Annotated in this window: 16 protein-coding genes and 1 tRNA gene; 2 read left to right on the top strand and 15 right to left on the bottom strand. The window is 69.7% G+C overall.

Going from position 1 to position 16,400, the window contains the following annotated elements:
- Positions 1-67 precede the first annotated feature (67 nt).
- Positions 68-1,804: a murein biosynthesis integral membrane protein MurJ gene (murJ, locus tag AC3IYJ_RS32065; RefSeq protein ID WP_489398001.1), complete on the bottom strand. Its 1,737-nt coding sequence runs from the start codon at positions 1,802-1,804 to the stop codon at positions 68-70.
- Entirely contained in the window at positions 1,750-2,859 is a 1,110-nt protein-coding gene (locus AC3IYJ_RS32060; protein WP_489398000.1) for a lipid II:glycine glycyltransferase FemX, read from the bottom strand. Before AC3IYJ_RS32060 ends, murJ begins: the two co-directional genes overlap by 55 nt.
- 392 nt (positions 2,860-3,251) lie before the next feature.
- On the opposite strand from AC3IYJ_RS32060, the gene AC3IYJ_RS32055 reads away from it, so the two are divergent.
- Together AC3IYJ_RS32055 and AC3IYJ_RS32050 are read left to right on the top strand one after the other, a co-directional pair.
- On the top strand, positions 3,252-4,421 hold the full coding sequence (locus AC3IYJ_RS32055; protein WP_489402992.1) for a L,D-transpeptidase: 1,170 nt from the start codon (positions 3,252-3,254) through the stop codon (positions 4,419-4,421).
- Positions 4,422-4,577: 156 nt separating this feature from the next.
- Positions 4,578-6,185, top strand: coding sequence for a CocE/NonD family hydrolase (locus tag AC3IYJ_RS32050; RefSeq protein WP_489397999.1), 1,608 nt, complete (start codon positions 4,578-4,580; stop codon positions 6,183-6,185).
- A 39-nt stretch (positions 6,186-6,224) separates the two neighbouring features.
- Here the strand turns inward: AC3IYJ_RS32050 and AC3IYJ_RS32045 are convergent, their stop codons facing one another.
- From AC3IYJ_RS32045 to AC3IYJ_RS31985, 13 genes are all read right to left on the bottom strand, one after another.
- The gene (locus AC3IYJ_RS32045; protein ID WP_489397998.1) at positions 6,225-7,112 is read right to left on the bottom strand and encodes an amino acid ABC transporter permease; all 888 of its coding nucleotides are present in this window, start codon (positions 7,110-7,112) and stop codon (positions 6,225-6,227) included.
- Positions 7,109-7,753 (bottom strand): amino acid ABC transporter permease, encoded by a 645-nt coding sequence (locus AC3IYJ_RS32040; protein WP_489397997.1) that lies wholly within the window; start codon positions 7,751-7,753, stop codon positions 7,109-7,111. The genes AC3IYJ_RS32045 and AC3IYJ_RS32040 overlap by 4 nt, the downstream gene beginning before the upstream one ends.
- Positions 7,754-7,770: 17 nt before the next feature.
- Positions 7,771-8,733, bottom strand: coding sequence for a glutamate ABC transporter substrate-binding protein (locus tag AC3IYJ_RS32035; protein ID WP_489397996.1), 963 nt, complete (start codon positions 8,731-8,733; stop codon positions 7,771-7,773).
- Positions 8,734-8,743: 10 nt separating this feature from the next.
- The gene (locus AC3IYJ_RS32030; protein ID WP_489397995.1) at positions 8,744-9,487 is read right to left on the bottom strand and encodes an amino acid ABC transporter ATP-binding protein; all 744 of its coding nucleotides are present in this window, start codon (positions 9,485-9,487) and stop codon (positions 8,744-8,746) included.
- A 107-nt stretch (positions 9,488-9,594) separates the two neighbouring features.
- Positions 9,595-10,035, bottom strand: coding sequence for a DUF6278 family protein (locus tag AC3IYJ_RS32025; RefSeq protein ID WP_489397994.1), 441 nt, complete (start codon positions 10,033-10,035; stop codon positions 9,595-9,597).
- A 64-nt stretch (positions 10,036-10,099) separates the two neighbouring features.
- On the bottom strand, positions 10,100-10,879 hold the full coding sequence (locus tag AC3IYJ_RS32020; RefSeq protein ID WP_330299371.1) for an exodeoxyribonuclease III: 780 nt from the start codon (positions 10,877-10,879) through the stop codon (positions 10,100-10,102).
- A 30-nt stretch (positions 10,880-10,909) separates the two neighbouring features.
- On the bottom strand, positions 10,910-11,542 hold the full coding sequence (locus AC3IYJ_RS32015; RefSeq protein WP_489397993.1) for an MBL fold metallo-hydrolase: 633 nt from the start codon (positions 11,540-11,542) through the stop codon (positions 10,910-10,912).
- Between the two features lie 47 nt (positions 11,543-11,589).
- Positions 11,590-11,664 (bottom strand) — tRNA-Trp (locus AC3IYJ_RS32010).
- A gap of 44 nt (positions 11,665-11,708) precedes the next feature.
- The gene (locus tag AC3IYJ_RS32005) at positions 11,709-12,296 is read right to left on the bottom strand and encodes a hypothetical protein (protein ID WP_489397992.1); all 588 of its coding nucleotides are present in this window, start codon (positions 12,294-12,296) and stop codon (positions 11,709-11,711) included.
- Positions 12,293-13,453 carry an ROK family glucokinase gene (locus AC3IYJ_RS32000; protein ID WP_489397991.1) on the bottom strand — a complete coding sequence of 387 codons (1,161 nt, stop codon included), beginning with the start codon at positions 13,451-13,453 and terminating at the stop codon, positions 12,293-12,295. The genes AC3IYJ_RS32005 and AC3IYJ_RS32000 overlap by 4 nt, the downstream gene beginning before the upstream one ends.
- A 16-nt stretch (positions 13,454-13,469) precedes the next feature.
- Complete coding sequence (locus AC3IYJ_RS31995) at positions 13,470-14,342, bottom strand: ATP-binding cassette domain-containing protein (protein WP_489397990.1); 873 nt, start codon at positions 14,340-14,342, stop codon at positions 13,470-13,472.
- Positions 14,339-15,373: an ABC transporter permease gene (locus AC3IYJ_RS31990; protein ID WP_489397989.1), complete on the bottom strand. Its 1,035-nt coding sequence runs from the start codon at positions 15,371-15,373 to the stop codon at positions 14,339-14,341. The genes AC3IYJ_RS31995 and AC3IYJ_RS31990 overlap by 4 nt, the downstream gene beginning before the upstream one ends.
- Positions 15,370-16,380, bottom strand: a complete 1,011-nt coding sequence (locus tag AC3IYJ_RS31985; RefSeq protein WP_489397988.1) for a sugar ABC transporter substrate-binding protein — start codon at positions 16,378-16,380, stop codon at positions 15,370-15,372. The genes AC3IYJ_RS31990 and AC3IYJ_RS31985 overlap by 4 nt, the downstream gene beginning before the upstream one ends.
- Positions 16,381-16,400: the final 20 nt, after the last annotated feature.

Raw genomic sequence — 16,400 nt, 5'->3', positions numbered from 1 at the left:
AGCTCGTCGATCGTTTTCCTCCCCCGTCCGGCCGAGACGCGGTGGCAGGAAGCGGGGCGTCATCCCGTCAGCGGCCGACCTTACGGCGTACGGAGTCCAGCAGGTCGGTGATCTCCGTCAGGCGCAGTGGTCCCGCAAGGAGGACGACGACGAGGGCGATCGCCGCGGTTCCCGCTCCGACGCCCGCGAAGTTCCCGAACCGGTCGGCGGCGAGCGCCGCGGCGTACCCGGCGGCGCCCGCGGGCGCGCAGGCCGCGAGGAGCCGCAGGTGGGTCCGTGCCGCGGTGTTGCGGCGTTCGGTACGGGTCCCCGTGCGCGGGCCGAGCCGGCGGGCGAGGACGTACGCGGTGACGGCGGCGCCCGCGGTGAAGGCGACCGAGCAGGCCGCGGCCATGCCCGTGACGGCCCAGCGCGGGGGCAGCAGGAAGTACGCGGCGGCCGAGAGCCCGGCGTTGAGGGCGGCGATCACCAGGTTGAGGAAGAAGGGGGTCCGGGTGTCGGACAGGGCGTAGAAGCCGCGGGAGAGCACGTACTGCGCGGAGTAGGAGATCAGGCCGGGCGCGAAGGCCGCCAGCATCCCCGCCATGACCGTGACGTCGGCGGCGCCGGTGCGCCCGTATTCGAAGACGCTGCCGATCACCCAGGGTGCGAGGGCCGCGAAGACCGCGGCGGCGGGGACCACGAGGGCGGCGCTGGAGCGCAGCGCGTAGGAGACGTCGGCCCGCACCCTGCCCGGGTCCCCGTCGGTGGCGGCCGCGCTCATGCGGGGCATGAGGGCGGTGACGAGGGAGACGGTGATGATGCCCTGCGGGACCATCCACAGCAGGTAGGCGTTGCTGTAGGCGGTGTACCCGGCGCCGCCCGCGAGCCCCGCCTCGACGGCGTGGCGGCCGGTGGCGGTGGAGAGTCGGGTCACGACCCAGTAGGCGAGCTGGTTGGTCAGGACGAGCATCACGAGCCAGCCCGCGTTGCGCAGCGGGCGGGTGAGGCCGCTTCCGCGCCAGTCGAAGCGGGGGCGCCAGCGGAAGCGGGCGGCGCGCAGCGAGGGGATCAGGCCGAGGGCCTGGACGACGATGCCGAGGGTGGTGCCGATGCCCAGCAGCCGGGTCTCGGAGGCGGTCAGGGTGCCGCCGGCGCCGTGGGAGACGGTGAGGAAGAGCCCGAAGACGGCGATGACGACGAGGTTGTTGAGGACCGGGGTCCACATCATCGCGCCGAACCGGCCGCGGGCGTTCAGCACCTGTCCGAGCAGGGTGAACAGCCCGTAGAAGAGGATCTGCGGGAGGCAGTAGCGGGCCAGGGCGACGGTGGTGGATTCCTGGCTCCCGCTGTAGCCGGTGTACGCCGAGACGATCAGCGGGGCGGCGAGCACGGCGGCGGCGGTGAGGACCAGCAGCGCGGTCGTGCAGACGGTGAGCAGCCGGTCGGTGTAGGCGGCGCCGCCGTCCTTGTGCTCCTTGGCGGCGCGGACCAGCTCGGGGACGAAGACCGCGTTGAGGGCGCCGCCGATGAGCAGGATGTACAGGATGTTCGGAATGGTGTTGGCGACCGCGTAGCCGTCGCCGAGCAGCTCGGTGCCGAGCGCGGCGACGATCACGGCGGAGCGGACGAAGCCGGTGGCCCGGGAGACGATCGAGCCGGCCGCCATGAGCGCGCCGCTGCGCAGCACCGATGTCTTCTCCGGTGCTGCGCGGTCGGTGTCGTTCTCTGTCGCGGCCGGGGTGTCGGCCGCTCTGGGGTCTGCGAGGGTCACCGGCGGGCCATGTACGCCTGGAACGCCTTGTAGAGGGCCGTGTTGGCGCATCCGTCCATCGAGGTCTCCCACTCGCCGAGGGTTTCGACGACCTGCCCGCCGGTGCCGAGCTTCCAGCGCAGCAACCCGAATGAGCGTTCGTCGGGGTCGAGGGTGGAGGGTACCCCGCGCATGTCGTATTCGTCCGCTCCGAGTGCGTGTGCGTCGCTCATCATGCGCCACTGCACGGCGTTGCTGGGGCGGACCTCGCGGCGGTGGTCGGCGGAGGCGCCGGTCTGGTACCAGACCCGGCGGCCGGCCACGATCATGGTGTGTGCGGCGAGGATCTCGCCCTGGTGGACGCCCAGGTAGAGCCGCATGCGGCCGGGCTCCTCGGCGTTCAGGGCCTCGTACTGCTGCTGGTAGTACGCGAGCGAGCGGCCGAGCCGGAAGCCGTCGCGTTCCTCGGTGATGCGCAGCAGCCGGTAGAACTCGGGCAGGTCGTCGGCGGTGCCGATGACCGTCTCGACGCCGGCCTTCGTGGCCTTGCGCACATTGCGCCGCCATTCCTGGTTGAGGCCCGACCACAGGTCGTCGAGGGAGCGTCCGGCGAGCGGGACGCGGAAGACGTGGCGCGGCTGGGCGTCGCCGTCGTCCTCGCCTCCGCAGCGCTTCCAGCCGCGGGTGCGCAGGCGGTCGGCGAGGGCGGCGCCGACGGGGTCGACCTCGGTGGCGAGCACGTCGGATATCTGACGTCCAGGACCGGTGCCGGCCTTGGCGGTGGCCGCGTCCCAGCGGCGGTAGGCGGGGGTGGGGCCGATGCGGACGGCGAACGCGCCGGCCGACCTGAGGTGACCCAGGAGGGGGGTCAGCCAGCGGTCGAGGTCCGGGTCGGCCCAGTCTGCCACGGGGCCTTCGGGGAGGTAGGCGAAGTATTTGCGGGTGCCGGGGAATTGCCGGTAGAGCACCAGCGCGGCACCTTCTATTTCACCGTCCGGACAGTGCCATCCGACCCTTTCCGAGCGCCAAAGGTCCTTTACCCGGGCCCATGACGGGTACTGGAGAAAACTGGCCGTGCCGTGGCGGGAAAGGAAGCCCTGGTATTCCGGAACGGACAGGGACCGCACCGTGAGCCCCTGACCCCGGCGCCGATCCTGGGGACGGGCCTGGTGACGGTCCTGGAGCTGAAGCTGCTGAGCGGGGGTCACGAGCAGTGCACACACGGCTGATCGGCCTTCCTGTACATCCGGTCGGGTCCGGGATGGAGGGGGATGCACAGGACTCTCACAGGTGTCCATGACCGAAGTGCGCGGCGATTGTGACCATATGATGACCGTTTCGCTGCGGTGCACGTCACAACTGAAATCTTCATCTTTTTCGAATATCGCGCAACCTACAGTTGGCTCGTCCGCATCTTCATTGACGGACGATCATTACTTCGGAGGGGTTTTCGTTGAGCCACATACGCCGTACCGCACAGCCGAGCCGTCGAGCCTTCTCGTTGCGCGGCCGCCACGCCATGGCGGCCGGCGCCGTATTGCTGGCTGCCGCGCTGACCGCCTGCGGCGGCGGTTCCGGAACCGCGGACGGCGGAGCCAAATCGGAGATGAAGAAGAAGGCCGATATGGCGGTATCGGTGAACCTCACCGGCGACGCGGTCAAGGCCGGCGAGCCGGTGACCGTGACGGTCGCCGAGGGGCAGCTCTCGACGGTGAAGGTGACGGACGCGGCCGGCGGTGAACTGGCGGGCCAGATCGCCGCCGACGGCAAGTCCTGGAAGTCGGAGCGCAACGCGTCGGCCGGCGCCGAGTACAAGGTCGAGGCGCAGAACACTGACAGCCAGAGCGCCACCACCACCTTCAAGACCACGGCCGCCGACAAGGTGAACAAGGTCTCGATCAACGTGCCCAAGGGCAGCACCGTGGGCGTGGCCATGCCGGTCTCGATCGTCTTCGACAACCCGGTGAAGAACAAGGCCGAGGTGGAGAAGCAGCTCAAGGTCACCACCTCGAACAACACCGAGGGTTCCTGGGGCTGGATCAAGGACTACTCGGGCAAGGACCGGGTGGACTGGCGGCCCAAGGAGTACTGGAAGTCCGGGACCGACGTGAAGGTCCAGATGAACCTGAACGGGGTGGACTCCGGCACCGGCGGCGGGTTGTTCGTCAAGGACTACAGCACCGAGTTCAAGATCGGCAAGGACCGCCGGATGAAGGTGGACCTCGACACGAAGAAGATGTCGGTCTCCGAGGACGGCCAGAACGTCGAGACCATCCCGATCTCGGCCGGCACCCCCGGCGGCAAGAAGGCCTCCTGGGACGGCAAGATGGTGCTGATGGCCAAGGAGGGCACCATCCGGATGGACTCCCAGACGGTGGGCCTGGGCGATGCCTACAACAAGCTGGTCGACTTCTCGATGCGGTTGACCTGGTCGGGCATGTACGTGCACGCCGCGCCGTGGAACAACGCCAACTTCGGCCGGGCCAACACCAGTTCCGGCTGCGTGGGCATGAGCGACGAGAACGCCGCGGCCTTCTACGCCAGGGTCCAGCCCGGCGACGCGTTCGAGGTCGTCGGCGACGGCTCGAAGGGCAACGCGGACCTCGGCAACGGCTACGGCGAGTGGAACCTGTCGTGGGACCAGTGGAAGACCAAGAGCGCCCTGGCCGGAGCCCCGCAGAACGGCTGACCGCCCGGACCGGGCGGCCCCACTACCGGGCCGCCCGGCGGAACCGACCGTCGTTCTATTGTTACCAGCACGTAACTTACCCATGGGTTACTTTCGGTAAGCCCCTCCCGTTACCGTCGGGTCACTTTGACACCCGGCGCACGCGAGGAGCGATCGATGGCCCGCAGGGTCCGCACCACCAGCACCACGGCTGCCCTGGCAGCCGTCCTGGCCGCAGCCGCCCTGGGCCTGGCCCCCCATCAGGCCCAGGCGGCTCCCGCCCTCACGACCACCGCCGCCTCCGACGCCGCCTCCACCGCCTCCTCGGACCTTCGCTTCTGCGACATCCCCGGCTCCGGCGGCATCACCCTCAAGGGCAACGTCTTCACCCCGGCCGGCGCCCCAACCGGCCGGAAATACCCCCTGATCGTGCTGCCCGCCAGCTGGGCCCTGCCGCAGATCGAATACATCGCCCAGGCCAAGAAGCTCGCCGACTCCGGCTACGTGGTGGTCAGTTACACCCCCCGCGGCTTCTGGCTCTCCGGCGGGCAGATCGAGACCGCGGGCCCGGCGGACATCGCCGACGTCTCCTCCGTCATCGACTGGGCACTGGCCACCACCCCCGCCGACGTCGCGCACATCGGCCTGGGCGGAGTCTCCTACGGCGCCGGGATCAGCCTGCTCGCCTCCGCGCACGATCCGCGCGTCAAGGCCGTGGTCGCGCTCAGCGGCTGGGCCGACCTCATCGAGTCCATCTACGGGAACCGCACCCAGCACCTCCAGGCCGCCGCCGTACTCGGCGGCGCCGGCTTCCTCACCGGCCGCCCCGGCCCCGAACTCCAGCAGATCCTCGGCGACTTCCTCGGCTCGAACCTCGACAGGGAGCCGCAGATGATCGAGTGGGGCAAGAAGCGCTCGGCCACCGAGCAGGTGGACCGGATCAACGCCAACGGCACCGCGGTCATGCTCGGCAACGCCTGGGGCGACACCGTCTTCACGCCCAACCAGTACGCGAAGTTCTTCGAGAAGCTGACCGGCCCCAAGCGCCTGGAGTTCCGGCCGGGCGACCACGCCACCGCCGAGGGCACCGGCCTGCTCGGCCTGCCCAACGACACCTGGACCAACGCCCGCCGCTGGTTCGACCGTTACCTCAAGGACGAGCGCAACGGAGTGGACACCGAGGCCCCGGTCCAGATCAAGTCCCGTAGCGACAACGCCTACGAGGGCTACGCCGACTGGAAGTCGGTCGGCTCCGGCGGCACGGAGAAGCTGATGCTCAACGACAGCGAGCACCTCTTCGCCAATGTCGACTCCGGCGCCGACGGCGGAACCGTCTTCCTCTCCAGCCTCCTGGACCAGCTCCTCCAGGCTCCCCCGACCGCCTCCATCCCGCTGCTCCCCCGCGCGTTCGCCGCCGTATGGCAGTCGCCGCGCTACGACGAGGAGCGCCGCGTGCGCGGCACGGTCGAGCTGCACACCACCGTCACGCCCACGAAGCCGGACGGCACCTTCGTCACGTACCTCTACGACGTCGGCCCGCTCGGCATCGGCAAGCTGATCAGCAACGCTCCGTACACCTTCCACGGCAAGCCGGCCTGGCCCTTCGGCGTGGACCTGGAACTCTTCTCCACCGCCTACGACGTGCCGGCCGGGCACCGGCTCGCGGTAGTCGTCGACACCGTCGACCCGCTGTACATCGAGCACAACCCGACCGGCGCGCAGCTGACCTTCTCCTCGCCGCGCACCGATCCCTCCTACGTCTCGGTGCCGCTGCGCGAGCAGTGATCCACGACTGCTGCCGGGCCGGGGTGCGGCTCTTGGGACCTACAGGAGCGGCGCTCCCGGCAGCACCGCGCCCGGCTCGGCCGGGGCGACCTCCACCGCCCGCGTCTTCGGGCTGCGCCGCTCGCGCCGGGCCACCCAGGTGGCGAACCAGGACAGCAGCATGCACATGCCGATGTAGATCGGCGAGATGATCATCACCACGGGGATGAACGGCAGGTCGTAGTCGAGGTTGGAGGCGATCAGCTTGCCCGCGTGCAGGAACTCCTCGTAGGTGATCAGGTAGCCGAGCGAGGTGTCCTTGAGGGCCACCACCAGCTGGCTGATGATCGTGGGCAGCATCGCCCGTACCCCCTGCGGGGCCAGCACGTAGGTCATCACCTGGGTCTTGCGCATGCCCAGGGCGTACGCGGCCTCGCGCTGGCCCTTCTCCACCGAGTTGATCCCGGTGCGGAAGACCTCGGCCAGCACCGAGCCGTTGTACAGGGTCAGTCCGGCGACCAGCGCGGGAAGCGGCTGGACCTTGAGCGCAACGAAGATGAAGAAGATCATCACCAGCACCGGCATGGCCCGGAAGAACTCCACGCACAGCGTGGAGAGCCAGCGCACCGGCCGGTGGACCGAGAGCCGGCCGGTGGCGAGCACCGCGCCGAGGACGAGCGAGAACACCGAGGCGTAGGCGAAGGCCTTGAGGGTGTTCCAGAGCCCCTTGAGCAGCAGTTCCTGGATGCCCTTGTACTCGAAGGGGGTCCACTTGGCGGCCGTGAACTGCTCGGTGTCGAAGAGCAGGTAGAGCAGCCAGCCGAGCAGTACCAGGATGATCACCGTCGAGGCGATCCCGTAGAAGAAGTGGCGGCGCCGGGCGCGCGGGCCGGGCAGGTCGTAGAGGGCGGTGGACTCCAGGTCCCCGTGGAGCGCGTGCGCGGTCATCGGGCGACTCCGTAGCGCTTCTCCAGCGCGTTGAAGAGCGCGCTGATCGACAGGGTGATGATCAGGTACCCCACGGCGATCCAGACGAAGGTCCAGATGATGCTGTAGCCCAGCTCGTTGAGGGTCTTGTACGTGCCCAGCAGCTCGGTGACGCTGAAGGCGCCGGCGATCGCCGAGTTCTTGGCGAGCGCGATCAGCGTGGAGCCGATGGGCGGGATGACGGAGCGGAAGGCCTGCGGCAGCACGACGGTGCCCAGGGTCTGCCCGAAGGACATGCCCAGGCTCCGGGCCGCCTCGCCCTGGCCCTTGGGCACGGTGTTGATGCCGGAGCGCAGGACCTCGCAGATGAAGGCGGAGGTGTAGCAGCCCAGCGCCAGGACGGCGAAGAGCTGGAAGGGCAGGACCAGGCCGAAGCGCGGCAGGCCCAGCAGTACGGCGAAGAAGAGCAGGGTGAGCGGGGTGTTGCGCAGGATGGTCACCCAGACGGTGCCGAAGACCCGGAAGGAGCCGACGGGGGCGACGCGGAAGGAGGCCATCAGGAAGCCGAGGACCAGGGCGACGAGCGAGGCGTAGACCGTGAGCTCGACGGTGCCGAGGAAACCCTTCCCGTAGAGCGCGAAGTTGTCGGTGAGTACGTTCATGGCGGTGTGCTCTCCCCTCAGCTCGCCGGGTAGCGGTCGATGGCGGGCGGCTTCGGAGCGGGCTCGCCGGACAGGCCGAGGGTGGCCTCGTAGGCCTTCTTCCAGTTCCCGTTCTTCTCGTTCTCGGCGAGGGCCTCGTCGAGGGCGAAGCGCAGGGCGTTGTCGGAGCGCGGGACGCCGATGCCGTAGGGCTCCTCGGAGAACGGCTTGCCGACCACCTTGAGCTCGTCGGGGACCTTGGCCGCGTAGCCCAGGAGGATGGAGTCGTCGGTGGAGACGGCGTCGACCTGGTAGGTCAGCAGGTTGTCCACGCAGACCGAGTAGGTGTCGTAGGCGACGAGGACGGCGCGCGGGAACTCCCGTTGGAGCCGCTGGTAGGGGGTGGAGCCGGCGGCGGAGCAGACCTTCTTGCCCGCCAGGTCCTCGGGGCCCTTGATCTCCTTCTCCCCCTTGCGCACGAGCAGCGACTGGCCGGCGAGGAAGTAGGGGCCGGCGAAGCCGACCTGCTTCTTGCGGTTGTCGTTGATCGTGTAGGTGCCGACGTAGTAGTCGATCTGGCCGTTCTGCAGGGCCGTCTCGCGGTTGGCGGAGGCAATGGTCTTGAACTCGACGGTCTTGGGATCGAAGCCGAGCGAGGCGGACATCATCTTGGCGATCTCGATGTCGAAACCTGAGTAGCGGCCGCTCGAAGGGTCCTTCTCCCCCATGTAGGGCTGGTCCTCCTTGGCTCCGACCACGAGGTGGCCGCGCCGCCTGGCCTTTTCCCAGGTCGGTGAGTCGGGCAGCTGGAATCCGGCCGCGACCCGGTAGACGGGCAGGTCCTCGGGCTGCGGTCCCTTGACCGGGGGGCTGCCGGACTTGCCGCAGCCGGCGACGGCTGCCAGGAGCGCGAGGGTCAGCACCAGGGCGCGGATTCGGGTACGGGTACGGGTACGGGTACGCGCGGGGGCGGAGGCGCGGGGCTCGTCCGTGTGGTTCACCGGGCCGCCCTCAGTGCTTGAGGATCTTGGAGAGGAAGTCCTTGGCCCGGTCGCTCTCGGGGGCGGTGAAGAAGGCCTCCGGGGTCCGGTCCTCGATGATCCTTCCGTCGGCCATGAACACGACGCGGTTGGCGGCGGAGCGGGCGAAGCCCATCTCGTGCGTGACCACGACCATGGTCATGCCCTCGGCGGCGAGCTGCTGCATGACCTCCAGCACCTCGTTGATCATCTCCGGGTCGAGCGCGGAGGTGGGCTCGTCGAAGAGCAGGGCCTTGGGGTTCATGGCGAGTGCGCGGGCGATGGCCACGCGCTGCTGCTGGCCGCCGGAGAGCTGGGCGGGGAACTTGTCGGCCTGGTCCGCGAGGCCCACCCGGTCCAGCAGCTCCCGGGAGCGCTTGTCGGCCTCTTCCCGCTTGCGCTTCCTGACCTTGATCTGGGCGAGGGAGACGTTGGCGAGGACGGTCTTGTGCGCGAAGAGGTTGAAGGACTGGAAGACCATGCCGACGTCCGCGCGCAGTGCGGCGAGCTCCTTGCCCTCGGCGGGCAGCGGCTTGCCGTCGAGAGCGATCGAGCCGGCCTCGATGGTCTCCAGCCGGTTGATGGTCCGGCACAGCGTCGACTTCCCGGAGCCGGAGGGGCCGATGACCACCACCACCTCCCCGCGGCCGACGGTGAGGTTGATGTCCTGGAGGACGTGCAACTTCCCGTAGTACTTGTTGACGTCCCGCAGCTCGATCAACGGATCGACGGCCATACGCTGCCCTGCCCACTTGTCGGTGTGTCGAGGTCAGCGCAAACTATCCAGCCGCGGAAGGGCACTTCGCCTCGACACGCCTAAAAGCCGCATAAAGGGACGCGAGCTCAGCCTTCCGAGGCCTCGGCGTACGCCTGGCTGAGCTCGGGGGAACCGGTCATCGCCCAGGAGACCCCCGACTCGACCACGTTCAGCTCGCGGCCCGAGGCCAGCCGGATCATCGGCTGGCCGTTGGGCCACACCTGCCAGGCGGCGCCCGGGACGGACCGGATGATCACGGTCCCGAGGTAGAAGCCCGCGTCGTTGCCGAGCCACGGGGTGATCTCCGGATCCCGGCGCCAGCGCGGCATCAGCTGGTCGAGCTCCTCCAACGAACGCGGGCTCTCGTCGAGTTCGAGCCAGGCCGACCGCGCGTGGGCGCGCAGCATCTCGCATTCCGCGAACAACTCGTTGATGCCCTCGGGGTCATCCGCGAGGGCGGCCGCAAGTCCCGCGCCCCGTTCCGTTTCATGCCGGTTCAGCCAGTTGTCCAGGAAAGGGATATTCATGACCCCAGCCTGACACCCGGACTCCCGGTGGGCGACAGGACGCGCCTGATCCGGGACGGAGCGGCTAAACCTCCAGATCCACGACGACCGGCGCGTGGTCGGAGGCGCCCTTGCCCTTGCGCTCCTCCCGGTCCACGTAGGAGTCGGTGACGGCCTTGGTGAACGCCGCGTTCCCGTAGACCAGGTCGATGCGCATGCCCTTGTTCTTCGGGAAGGCGAGCATCCGGTAGTCCCAGAAGGTGTACGGCCGGTCGTACTTGAGCGGTCGCGGGAAGACGTCGGAGAGCCCCAGGGCCCGCAGCTGCTCCAGCGCGGCCCGCTCGGCCGGGGTGACGTGGGTGGCGCCCTCGAAGACCGACGGGTCGTAGACGTCCTCGTCGGTCGGGGCCACGTTGAAGTCGCCGAGCACCGCGAACGGGCGCTCCCCCGCCGCGTCTTCCGTGACGGCGGCGGTCAGCGCCCGGAACCAGTCCAGCTTGTAGCCGTAGTGGTCGTGCTCGACCTCGCGCCCGTTGGGCACGTACACCGACCAGACCCGCACCCCGCCGCAGGTCGCGGAGATGGCACGGGGCTCCTGGGCGCCCTCGTACTCGGGCCCTCCGGGCAGGCCGACGACCACGTCCTCCAGGCCCACCTTGGAGAGCAGGGCCACTCCGTTCCACCTGCCGGTGGCGTTGACGGCCGACTCGTAGCCCAGCTCGCGCAGCTCCTCGTACGGGAACTGCTCCTCGGAGCACTTGGTCTCCTGGATGCACAGGACGTCGGTGCCGGAGCTCTCCAGCCAGGCCAGCAGGCGCGGCAGCCGGGCGGTGATCGAGTTGACGTTGAACGTGGCGATACGCATACCCGACAACTTACCGCCCGGCACCGACAGTCACAGTTCGGTGGCGTCCCCGGCGGTGAGTCGGCCGTACGAGGCGCCGCCGAGGTTCCCGATCTGGGTGGCGTAGATCGGCAGCACCAGATCGGTCAGGCCCGCGTCGTGGATGGCGAGGGTCTGGCGCGGCTTGACCTCGCGGACGTAGTCGATCACCTCGGCGATCTTGTTCCAGGGCGCGTGCACCGGGAGCATGAGCGTCTCGATGTCGGTCCCGGGCACGGTCAGCGCGTCCCCCGGGTGGAAGAGGGAGCCGTCCACCAGGTAGCCGACATTGGTGATGCGCGGGATGTCCGGGTGGATCACGGCGTGCAGTTCGCCGTGCACCTGCACGTCGAACCCGGCGACGGTGAAGGTGTCCCCGTGGCCCACGGTGTGCACGCGTCCCGGGTAGGCCGGGGCCAGCTTCTCGGCGACGCTGCGCAGGGTCCACAGCTGCGCCGCCGGATTCGCGTCGAGGGCGGCCCGCAGCCGGCCCTCCTCGAAGTGGTCGGGGTGCTCGTGGGTGACGAGCAGGGCGTCGGCCCCGAGGCCCGCGTCCGGTTCGCTGAAGGCGCCCGGGTCGATGACGAGCGTGCGCCCGTCCTTCTCCAGCTGGACGCAGGAGTGCAGCCGCTTGGTGAGCTTCATGATCCAAGGCTAGCGGCGTGTCCGCCGGGAGACGACGGGAAGGAAGGCGGAACCGGCCGGATTCGAACCGGCGTCCTCGCGATTTTGGAGACCGCGCGCGACGACCTCTGCGCTACGGCTCCGCCCCCGAGCGGCACTGTACCGCTGCCGGCCCCGCTTCGCGGACCTAGGGCACCGCCGTGGAGACCACGTACACCCTGGGGATGTTCGGCTCGGTGAGGTCCACGGTGATGTCCCGGGTCGGCCGGGGCTCCGCCGCGTCGAGGGTGACCCCGGACCAGGTCTTCGCCGGGCTCCACACCCAGCCCGCGATCTCGGCGTCCTCCGGGGAGATCGAGGGCCCGGGGGTCAGCGCCGCGCGGCTGGTGCCGCAGTCGGCCAGGAAGGCGTCGAGCTCGTCCGCGGTGACCGCGAACTGGACGTACAGGCGGCTGGTGTGCCAGTTGTTGGTCTCCAGGTATCCGACCCGCCAGGCCTTCGGCGGGATCGGGACCTCGTAGATGCTGCGCTGGACCTGGGAGGGCCAGGCCGTGCGCACCTTGACCGCGCCGACCTTGGCCGCCTTGTCGCGGCCGCTCTCGCGGCTCTGCTGCGCGGACACGGCGAGGTAGCCGGCCGGGACCCCGACCAGCAGCAGGATGATGATCGCGGTGATCCAGCGGCGGCGCACCACATGCTTGCGGTCCTCGGCGGGCAGCTGCGCCGGGCCCTCGTCCGGGGACTGGGCCTGATGGGGCAGGGTCGGCGGGGTCACGGCTTTTCCTGCTCCTCGGGGGCGGCGGTGTCGCGTCGGCCGAACTGCGCGTAGCGCTCGTAGCGCTCCACGCGTCGGCGCGTGGCGCGGCGGAAGCGCCGGGCGACCAGCCGGGCGAGGTCTGCCGCGCCGACCATGCCCGCCTCGGGTCCGAGCTGGGCCTTGGCGATGCGGGCCTCGGGACGGTAGCCGCGACCGGTGAGGTGGCGGCGGAAGGCGTCGCGGGCGGGGCCGATCAGCAGGTCGTCGGCGGCGCTGACGCCGCCGCCGATGACGAAGCAGGAGGGGTCGAGGGCGGCGGCGAGGTTGGCGATGCCCACGCCGAGCCACTGGCCGATGTCCTGGAGGAGTTCGATGCACATGGCATCGCCCTCGCGGGCCAGCTCGGTGATGAGCGGCCCGGTGATCTCGTGGACGTTGCCGCCGACCCTGGCGATGATGTTGTACGCGACCGGGGAGTCGGCCGCGGCCAGCTCGCGGGCCTCGCGGACCAGGGCGTTGCCGGAGCTGTACTGCTCCCAGCAGCCGCGGTTGCCGCAGGGGCAGCGGTGGCCGCCGGGGACGACCTGCATGTGCCCGAATTCGCCGGCCACGCCGTAGCGGCCGCGCTTGACCTGGCCGCCTTCGAGGATGGCCCCGCCGATGCCGGTGCCCAGCGTGATCATGACCAGGTGGTCCTCGCCGCGGCCCGCGCCGAAGCGCCATTCGGCCCAGGCGGCGGTGTTGGCATCGTTGTCCACCATGACCGGGACCGCGAGCCGGGACTGGAGGGCGTCGCGCAGCGGCTCGTCGCGCCAGGCCAGGTGCGGGGCGAAGAGCACGCGGGAGCGGTCGGCGTCGACCCAGCCGGCCGCGCCGATGCCCACCGCGTGCACGTCGTGCCGGTCGGAGAGGTCCAGGACCAGCTCGACGATGGTGTCCTCGACGACCTTGGCGCTCTTGGACTTGTCGGGGGTCTCGGCCCGGATCTTCTCCAGGATGATCCCGTCGGCATCGACCACGCCGGCCATCACCTTGGTGCCGCCGATGTCGATGCCGACGGTCGGAACGCGCGGTGCGGTCAGGTGCGACCTGCGCTCACGGGTCCCGATGGTCCGCAGGACGGTGCCCCGCGCCGCCCCCCGGTGGGCGAGCGTGAAGTCCCGGTACGTGCTCATCGACTCGTGTCGTCCCTCAGGGTGCGGTGGTGCCCGTGGTGGGGCCGGATGCGCTGTCAGGTCCTGATTCTGCCACTCGCTCCAGTTCGTGGCTCAGTTCGTCGAGCTCGGACCCGCCCGCCATCTGCCGGGTGAGCTCGTCCAGGCTGATCGAGTCGCGGGTGTGGCTGCCCGCCATGGTGCCGCGCTTGAGCAGCACGAACCGGTTCCCGACCAGGTAGGCGTGGTGCGGGTTGTGCGTGATCAGGACCACGCCGAGGCCCGCGTCGCGGGCGGCGGCGACGTACTTGAGGACCACGCCGGACTGTTTGACGCCGAGGGCCGCGGTGGGCTCGTCGAGTACGAGGACCTTCGCGCCGAAGTGGACGGCGCGGGCGATGGCCACGCACTGGCGTTCGCCGCCGGACAGGGTACCGATGGGCTGGTCCACGTCCCGCAGGTCGATGCCCATGCGCAGCAGCTCGGCGCGGGTGGTCTCGCGCATGTGCTCCACGTCGAGGCGGCGGAAGGGACCGCGCCCCTTGGTGGGCTCGGAGCCGAGGAAGAAGTTCCGCCAGACGGGCATCAGCGAGACGACGGCGAGGTCCTGGTAGACGGTGGCGATGCCGTGGTCGAGGGCCGCGCGCGGGTTGGCGAGCACGGTCTCCTCCCCCTCGATCTCGAAGGTGCCGGCGTCGTGCCGGTGCAGCCCCGCGATGATCTTGATGAGGGTGGACTTGCCGGCGCCGTTGTCCCCGAGGACACAGGTGATCTCGCCCGCCGAGACCTCCAGGGAGACGCCCTGGAGGGCTCGGATGTTGCCGTAGTACTTGCTGACGTCGGTCAGCTTCACCAGCGCGGGCGCACCGGCCGGGGCCGGTTCGGTCGGCGTCGGTTCGGTCGTCGTCATTTCGCCTCCGCCCGCTTGCGGACCCATGCGTTGAGCAGCGTGGCCAGCAGCAGCATCGCGCCGAGGAAGAACTTGAACCAGTCCGGGTTCCACTGCGCGTACACGATGCCGTTGCTGGTCATGCCGAAGATGAAGGCACCCACGGCGGAGCCGATGGCCGAGCCGTAGCCGCCGGTCATCAGGCATCCGCCGATGACGGCCGCGATGATGTACAGGAACTCGTTGCCGACGCCTTCGCCCGACTGGACCACGTCGAACGAGAAGAGGATGTGCTGCCCGGAGATCCAGGCGCAGAGGGCGACGCCCATGTACAGCCCGATGCGGGTCTTCACGACCGGGACGCCGGTGGCGCGGGCGGCGTCCGCCCCGCCGCCGACGGCGAAGATCCAGTTCCCGGCGCGGGTGCGCAGCAGGATCCAGGTGGCCACGGCGACCAGGACCAGCCACCACAGGATGGTGACCTTCAGGGTGACCGAGCCGAAGTTCCACTGCGAGGCGAAGAGGGCGCGGGCCGAGTCGAAGCCCTCCATGTCGGCGATGGTCTTGGTGGAGACCGAGCCGCTGATCAGCTTGGTGAAGCCGAGGTTCAAGCCGGTCAGCATCAGGAAGGTGCCGAGCGTGATGATGAAGCTCGGAAGTTTCGTCCGGGTGAGCATGAACCCGTTGAAGAATCCGATGGCCAGGGTGACCAGCAGCGACACGAGGACGCCGACCCAGACGTTCGCGGTCATCTGGTAGCTGAACATCGAGCTGAACAGCGCCGAGGTGGTGACCATGACGCCGGCGGACAGGTCGAACTCGCCGCCGATCATGAGCAGGGCCACCGGGACGGCCATGATGCCGATGGTGGAGGCCGAGTACAGGATCGTGCTCAGGCTGGAGGCCCGCAGGAAGCTGTCGGCGGCGAAGGAGAAGAAGACGAAGACGGCGGCCGCGCCGACGACGGCGCCGAGCTCGGGCCGGCCGAGCAGCTTGCGGACCAGGGAGGTCGGGGCGAGGCGCTCGTCCGCGGAGGTGGTGGCCGCGCTCATCGGCTGCCCCGCTTGATGAACTCCTCCAGCTTGGCGGCCTCGGCCGCGGTGACGATCTGCGGCCCGGTCAGGACCGGGCGGCCGCCGCCGAGCACGTCCGCGTTGTAGCGGTTGAGCCAGAGCAGGTCGACGGCCTCGTAGCCCTGGAGGTAGGGCTGCTGGTCGACGGCGAAGCCGAGGGCGCCGGACTTCAGGTCGCGGGCCACGGAGGCGTTCAGGTCGAAGGTGTCCACCTCGGCCTTGCTGCCTGCCGCCTCCTTCGCCTTGACGGCGGTGGGGGCGAAGGGCGCGCCGAGGGTGACGATCGCGTCGATGTCCGGGTCGGCCTGGAGCTTGGCCTGGAGGGAGGACTGGACGGAGGGCATGTTGGTGCCCTCCACGTACAGGTTCTCCATCGTCCCGCCGAAGGTCTTCTTGGCTCCGGCGCAGCGCTGCTCGTGGCCCACGTTGCCCTGCTCGTGCAGGACGCAGACGGCCTTCTTCTTCCCGCGCTTGGTGAGCTCGGTGCCGACCGCCTCTCCGGCGATCTCCTCGTCCTGGCCGATGTGGGTGAGGGCCCCGTACTCGGCCGACTGGGCGGATCCGGAGTTGACCGTGATCACCGGAATGCCGGCCTTTACGGCCTTGGCGAGGACGTCCTTGAGGGCCTCGGGCTTGGCCAGGGAGACGATCAGCCCGTCGACCTTCTGGTCGATGGCGTTCTGGACGAACTGCGCCTGCTGCTGCGCCTGGTCGTCGTGGGCGTAGACGAAGTTGATGTTGTCCTTCGCCGCGGCCTCCTTGGCGCCCTTCTGCACGATGTCCCAGAAGGTGTCGCCATCGCCCGCGTGGGTCACCATCGCGAAGGTCCAGCGCGGGGTGGACACGGCGGGCCTGCCCGCCGCCTCGGCCTTCGCCCGATCCTCAGCGCGCTTGCCGCCCGTACTGCTGCAGCCCACGAGGGAGGCGCCCAGTACCGCCGCGAGCACCACGCCCACGACGCGCACCCCTGTCCGAACCCTAGCCACGTCTGCCGTGCCTTTCCCTC

This window comes from Streptomyces sp. GL_140, from assembly GCF_057834465.1.
Note: the sequence above shows the minus strand (reverse complement) of the source record. Positions and strands in the feature narration are given on the sequence as shown.

What these genes read in the sequence shown, in the direction of transcription:
- AC3IYJ_RS32030 (WP_489397995.1), bottom strand. Translation starts at nt 9,487, where the DNA reads ATGGCCGTCGATCCGTTGATCGAGCTGCGGGACGTCAACAAGTACTAC.
- AC3IYJ_RS32025 (WP_489397994.1), bottom strand. Translation starts at nt 10,035, where the DNA reads ATGAATATCCCTTTCCTGGACAACTGGCTGAACCGGCATGAAACGGAA.
- AC3IYJ_RS32050 (WP_489397999.1), top strand. Translation starts at nt 4,578, where the DNA reads ATGGCCCGCAGGGTCCGCACCACCAGCACCACGGCTGCCCTGGCAGCC.
- AC3IYJ_RS31995 (WP_489397990.1), bottom strand. Translation starts at nt 14,342, where the DNA reads ATGACGACGACCGAACCGACGCCGACCGAACCGGCCCCGGCCGGTGCG.
- AC3IYJ_RS32040 (WP_489397997.1), bottom strand. Translation starts at nt 7,753, where the DNA reads ATGAACGTACTCACCGACAACTTCGCGCTCTACGGGAAGGGTTTCCTC.
- AC3IYJ_RS32015 (WP_489397993.1), bottom strand. Translation starts at nt 11,542, where the DNA reads ATGAAGCTCACCAAGCGGCTGCACTCCTGCGTCCAGCTGGAGAAGGAC.
- AC3IYJ_RS31990 (WP_489397989.1), bottom strand. Translation starts at nt 15,373, where the DNA reads ATGAGCGCGGCCACCACCTCCGCGGACGAGCGCCTCGCCCCGACCTCC.
- AC3IYJ_RS32045 (WP_489397998.1), bottom strand. Translation starts at nt 7,112, where the DNA reads ATGACCGCGCACGCGCTCCACGGGGACCTGGAGTCCACCGCCCTCTAC.
- AC3IYJ_RS32020 (WP_330299371.1), bottom strand. Translation starts at nt 10,879, where the DNA reads ATGCGTATCGCCACGTTCAACGTCAACTCGATCACCGCCCGGCTGCCG.
- murJ (WP_489398001.1), bottom strand. Translation starts at nt 1,804, where the DNA reads ATGCGCCAACACGGCCCTCTACAAGGCGTTCCAGGCGTACATGGCCCG.
- AC3IYJ_RS32055 (WP_489402992.1), top strand. Translation starts at nt 3,252, where the DNA reads ATGGCGGCCGGCGCCGTATTGCTGGCTGCCGCGCTGACCGCCTGCGGC.
- AC3IYJ_RS32000 (WP_489397991.1), bottom strand. Translation starts at nt 13,453, where the DNA reads ATGAGCACGTACCGGGACTTCACGCTCGCCCACCGGGGGGCGGCGCGG.